Genomic DNA, 5,382 nt, shown 5'->3' with positions numbered 1-5,382 from the left:
CGACCTCCGCCGTGACAGGGCGGCGCGCTAACCAACTGCGCTACGGGGCCTTGGTTTAAGCAAGGCACGCGTATCCCCAACGGGATTCGAACCCGTGCTGCCGCCGTGAAAGGGCGGAGTCCTGGGCCGCTAGACGATGGGGACCCGGTCTTCGTCGGATCCCCGGTTCGCCAGGCGAGACCGGCACGAATCCGTCGAGGACGTCGAGAAGCATAAAGGTCCGCAGCGCCGAACACAAAACTCATTGACCGGGTGGGCCCGTTTGCGGTGGGCGGCTCAGGTCAGCTGGCTGGTCAGGAAGGCGATTGCGTGATCCCACTGGGGCTCGATCGCGGCGCCGAGGAAGACGTGCTCGGCACCGGGGACGACGACCAGCTCGCACGCCGCGCCGGCGGCATCGGCCGCCTGTTTGAGACGAACGGCCTGATCAAGTGGGGCCATTGTGTCGCGGTCGCCGTGCATGACCAGCAGCGGCGGCGAGTCGGGGCGCAGGTAGGTGACGGGGGAGCAGCGGCGGGCGAGCTCGGCGCGGTGGTCCGGGTCGGCATCCGGCCAGAGGAAGGCTTGCAGGTCGGGGAGCACCGTCAGGTCGGACGCGCCATACCAATAGACGATGGCCCGGACGTCGGTGCGCTCGCCGGCGACGCCGGCCTCGCCCAGCAGCCACGGGTCCCGTATGCCCGCGCTCCCGGCCAGTCCGGCGAGTGTCACCAGGTGCGCACCGGCCGAGTCGCCCCAGACGCCGATGCGGTCGGTGTCGAGGCGAAGTTGGGTCGCGTAGTGGCGCAGGTAGCGGACGGCGGCCGTCAGGTCGTGGACGGGTGCTGGGAGCGCGGCCTCGGCCGTGAGGCGGTAGTCCGGCGTGGCGACGGCCAGCCCGGCGCCGAGCAGGCGCTCGAACATCCGCTGCTGGCCCCACTGCAAGGGGGTGTGGCGTCTATCGCCGGTGGCCCACCCGCCGCCGTGGACCCACACGACGACCGGGGCATGGGCCACGCCGAGGGGCACATGGACGTCCATGACCAGCGGCCGGTAGCCGTCGATCAGGGCATAGCTGAGGCCGCTCCAGCTCTGCGCGCCGTCGAAGGGCCGCTGGGTCATCGGCGGGAAGTGGGTGATCGGCGGCCACGGCCCGTCCTCCACAGGTGGCCGGAGGTCTCGCAGGTCCATGAGGATCACGCACCTCGGGCCCAGGCGCTGAGGCGGTCGACGTCCCAGGTGGTGATGATCCGGTCGGGGTCGAGACCGAGGCGCTCGGCGCGCTCGCAGCCATACGCCTTCATGTCCAGCTGACCGGGGGCGTGGGCGTCGGAGTCGATCGAGAACAAGCAGCCGATCTCGGCGGCCATGCGGATCAACTCGTCCGGGGGATCGCAGCGCTCGGGACGGGAGTTGATCTCTACGGCGGTCTCGTGTTCGGCGCAGGCCTCGAAGACCGCCCGCGCGTCGAAGTCGCTCTGCGGGCGGGTGCCCCGGCTGCCCGTGACCAGCCGGCCGGTGCAGTGTCCGAGCACGTTCACGCGCGGATTGCTCACGGCCGTGACCATGCGTTTGGTCATCGGCAGGCGGTTCATCTTCAGCTTCGAGTGCACGCTGGCGACGACCAGGTCGAGCTTGTCGAGCATGCGCGGGGCCTGATCGAGCGAGCCGTCGTCAAGGATGTCGACCTCGATGCCCTTGAGGAGGCTGAATACTCCGCCGAGCGAGTCGGTGATCGCGTCGACGATAGCGATCTGTTTGGTCAGGCGCTCGACCGAGAGGCCGTTGGCCACGCGCAGCTGGGGGGAGTGATCGGTCAGGACCAGCCAGTCGTGCCCGGTCTCGACCGCACTGAGCACCATCTCCTCGATCGGGCTACCCCCGTCCGACCAGTTCGAGTGGCTGTGGCAGTCGCCGGCGAGCGCGGCATACAGGCCCTCGCCACCCTCGACCAGCGGCCCACCCGCGCTCTCCTGCAGGCTGGCGAGGTAGGTGGGCACGGCCCCGTCCAGCGCCTCGGTGATCACGCCGGCGGTCGCCTTGCCGATCCCGGGCAGATCGGCGACGGTCCCGGCCGTATGCCGTGCCGCCAGCTCCCCCTTCGGCAGTGCCGCGATCGTGGCGGCCGCCTTGCGGAAGGCCTCGACGCGGTAGCTGCCGGCGCGGGTCCGTTCGAGAAGAAAGCCGATCCGGCGCAGGGCGTCGGCCGGCGCGATCGGGGCGGTCAGCTGAGTCACGAGGGCGACCATCGGTCCGTGCCTTAAGCGAACTGGCGCTTGGTGATCGCGTCCCAGACCCGGTCCCCACCGAGACGGCGGGCATGCACCAGCGCGCGGGCTGCGGCCGTGACGAGATAGCGCGAACGCGGGTGCTCGGCCTCGACCGCCTTGAGGATCACGCGGGCGACGGCTTCCGGGCCGGTCGAGAGCAGGCAGCTGTCATACGCGCCGGAGTTGACCTCACGGACCTTGGCGACCAGATCGGCATACGGGGAATCCTGTTGTCCTGCAGTCGGTTGCGAGGCGTTGATGGTCTCCTCGAAACTGGTGCGGATCGGGCCGGGCTCGATCAGCACGACGTCGATCCCGAAGTCGCGGACCTCCGCGCGCAGGGCGTCGGTCAGGCCTTCGACCGCGTATTTGGTCGCGTGGTAGTAGCCGCCGATCGGGAAGGCGATGCGCCCGCCCATCGACCCGATGTTGACGATCAAGCCGTCGCCGGCGGCGCGCATGCCGGGCAGCACGAGCTGGGTCAGACGGGCCAGGCCGAAGACATTGGTCTCGAACATCCGGCGCACGGCGTCCAGGTCGGCCTCTTCGACCGGGGCGTACTCGCCATACCCGGCGTTGTTGATCACCGTCCCGACGCGCCCGTGCTCGGCGACGATTGCCGCGACAGCCACCTGCATAGACTCCTCGCTGGTGACATCGAGGGCGAGGGTGCGTGCGCCGGCCGCCGCGAGCTCGGCCAGGGTCTCGGGGCGGCGCGCCGTGGCATACACGGTGTAGCCGGCCTTGAGCAGCAGGTCGGCGCTTGCGCGTCCGATGCCGGTCGAGCAGCCGGTGATGAGGATCGGGTTGCGGGTCACCCGCCCAGTCTCACCCATCCATCCCGGTGCACGCTCAGCGCGGCCACGCAGGTCAGCCAAGGACGGCGACGGCAATCAGCCGGTTTGTTCGGGTGCCGTCGCCGAGCTGACCCCATAGATTGTCGCCCCAGCATTTGGCCGGCCCCGCGCTCAGGACCACGCAGCTCTGCCCGCCACCGGCGCTGATTCGAGCGACACCCGCGGTGAGCGTCTTGACCGCCACCGGTCGGTAGCGATCCGTTGTGGTGCCATCGCCCAGGCAGCCCGCACCGTTCTCGCCCCAGCACCGTGTTGCCCCCGAGGCGAGCGCAGCGCAGGCGTGTGCGGCCCAAGTGGTAATCGACGAGACGCCCGACCCGAGCCCGAGCACCGGCTTCGGCGTGACGTGCTGGCTGAGTGCCGAGCCGTCACCGAGTTCGCCACTTTGGCCCAAGCCCCAGCACTGCGCGCCTCCGGCTGCCGAGACGGCACACGTGACGGTCACCGACGGCGCCACGGAGCGAGGTCCCGATCCGAAGCCGACAACGGCTTTGGGTGCCGTGCGCATGGACGTTGTGCCATCACCGAGCTGGCCCTTGTCATTTGTGCCCCAGCAGCTGAGTTTGCCGGCTCCCGAGTTGCGCACGTGCTGTTCGACGATGTCGCGATGGCCGTCACGCCGGTCAGGCCCTTGACCGTGGTGGGCACGCGGGTGGATTGCGTGGAGCCGGTGCCGAGCTGACCCCTGTCTTTTGTGGCCACCCCACCGTGACCCACCCTCCGAGGACTTTATGACGGCGAGCGCCGCGGCGGAAGATCAGGGTTCGGTTCTCGGCGACCGGAATGCGGTGCGGGGACAGCGTCCGCCCGTCAGCGACCAGACCGGGCGTGAGGCGAGACGCTCGGTAGTCGTGACGATTGCTGTGCGGTCAGGTCAACAGCAACGCGCGCAGGGCGGTCAGCAGGCGGTCGATGTCGTTCTCATCGGTGTAGGGCGCCAGGCCGATCCGCAGCCCACCAGCGTCACCGAGGCCGAGGTGGCGCGAGCACTCCAGGGCATAGAAGTTGCCGGCGGGCGCATTGATCCAGCGTGCGGCGAGTTCGCCGCGCACGTCCTGGCTGTCCCAGCCGGCAACGGTCAGCAGCAGGGTGGGGGTGCGGTGCGTCGCGTTCGAATACACCTGCACCCCAGGCAGATCGCGGACGGTCGGCTCGAGCCGGTCGCGCAACATCCGCTCGTGTTTGTCCAACTCCGCGTAGGCCGCGACCAGCCGGTCGCGCCGGCTCCCCGCGCTCACACCGCTCAAACCGGCGAGGAAGTCGATGGCCGCGGTCGTGCCAGCCATGAGTTCGTAGGGCAGCGTGCCCAACTCGAAGCGCTCGGGGACGGCGTCGGTCGCCGGGAGCAGCTTGTCCGGCCGCAATGTCGTCAAGAGGGCCGGGTCCGCGGCGACGACGCCGCAATGGGGACCGAGGAATTTGTAGGGCGAGCAGGCCCAGAAGTCGGCGCCGCTGGCAATCCGGTCGACCGTGTGGTGCGCGGTGTAATGAACCCCGTCCACATAGACCAAGGCGTCAGTGCGCTCGTGGACCAGGCGGGTGATCGCGGCGATGTCGGGCATTGTGCCGATCAGATTGGATGCGGCGGTCACGGCAACCAGCCGCGTCCGGTCGGACAGGTGTGCGGCGATATCGTCCGGCACCAGTTCGCCGGTCGTGGGGTCGAAGTCGGCGAAGCGCGGCAGCGCGCCGACGGCTTCGGCGGCCTGCACCCACGGACGGACGTTGGCGTCGTGATCGAGGCGCGTGACGACGACCTCATCGCCTGGCGCCCAGGTCTTGGCCAGCATCCGCGCGACGTCGTAGGTCAGGTCGGTCATGCTCCGGCCGAAAACCACGCCCTGCGGGTCGGTGCCGAGCAAGTCGCCCAACGCCGAACGGCATTGCGTCACAGCGTCTTCCGCGCGACGCTCGGCGCGCGTGACGATGCCGCGATTGGCGACTGCCGAGCCGAGCATCCGCGCGACCGCCTCGCCGACCACCCGTGGCGACTGCGTCCCGCCCGGCCCGTCGAAGTGCGCCGCGCCCTCCTCCAGGGCCGGGAAGTGCGATCGGACGGCGGCCACGTCATACGTCATGGGCGCGAGCCTACGACCGCCGCCAACTCACGACTGACGTATGCCGCGCGCCTGCGCCGACCTGCCCGACCTGGTCGAGTCCCTTGCGGCGCAACAACCGATAGATGGGCTAGTGCGAGCGCACGCAGACACCGGTTTGTCACCCGTGCACGCGTCCGAAGGGGTGCGGGCGGGGCGATCCGGTGTAGCGGTGAGAAA

Annotated in this window: 5 protein-coding genes and 1 tRNA gene; all 6 read right to left on the bottom strand. The window is 69.8% G+C overall.

From position 1 onward, the window contains the following. Positions 1 to 71 precede the first annotated feature (71 nt). Positions 72 to 144 (bottom strand) — tRNA-Glu (locus tag PKH97_RS13240). A 132-nt stretch (positions 145 to 276) separates the two neighbouring features. Continuing rightward, positions 277 to 1,170, bottom strand: coding sequence for an alpha/beta hydrolase (locus tag PKH97_RS13235; RefSeq protein WP_324387980.1), 894 nt, complete (start codon positions 1,168 to 1,170; stop codon positions 277 to 279). A gap of 5 nt (positions 1,171 to 1,175) precedes the next feature. After that, complete coding sequence (locus PKH97_RS13230; protein WP_324387979.1) at positions 1,176 to 2,228, bottom strand: PHP domain-containing protein; 1,053 nt, start codon at positions 2,226 to 2,228, stop codon at positions 1,176 to 1,178. Between the two features lie 11 nt (positions 2,229 to 2,239). Beyond that, positions 2,240 to 3,067 carry an SDR family NAD(P)-dependent oxidoreductase gene (locus tag PKH97_RS13225; protein WP_324387978.1) on the bottom strand — a complete coding sequence of 276 codons (828 nt, stop codon included), beginning with the start codon at positions 3,065 to 3,067 and terminating at the stop codon, positions 2,240 to 2,242. A 52-nt stretch (positions 3,068 to 3,119) separates the two neighbouring features. After that, a complete protein-coding gene (locus PKH97_RS13220; RefSeq protein ID WP_324387976.1) occupies positions 3,120 to 3,692 on the bottom strand; it encodes a hypothetical protein in 573 nt (190 codons plus the stop codon). A 283-nt stretch (positions 3,693 to 3,975) separates the two neighbouring features. Beyond that, entirely contained in the window at positions 3,976 to 5,184 is a 1,209-nt protein-coding gene (locus tag PKH97_RS13215; RefSeq protein WP_324387975.1) for a cysteine desulfurase-like protein, read from the bottom strand. Between the last annotated feature and the right edge of the window lie 198 nt (positions 5,185 to 5,382).

It is taken from the genome of Nostocoides sp. (assembly GCF_035343835.1).
Taxonomy (GTDB): Bacteria; Actinomycetota; Actinomycetes; order Actinomycetales; family Dermatophilaceae; genus Nostocoides_A; species Nostocoides_A vanveenii.
Note: the sequence above shows the minus strand (reverse complement) of the source record. Positions and strands in the feature narration are given on the sequence as shown.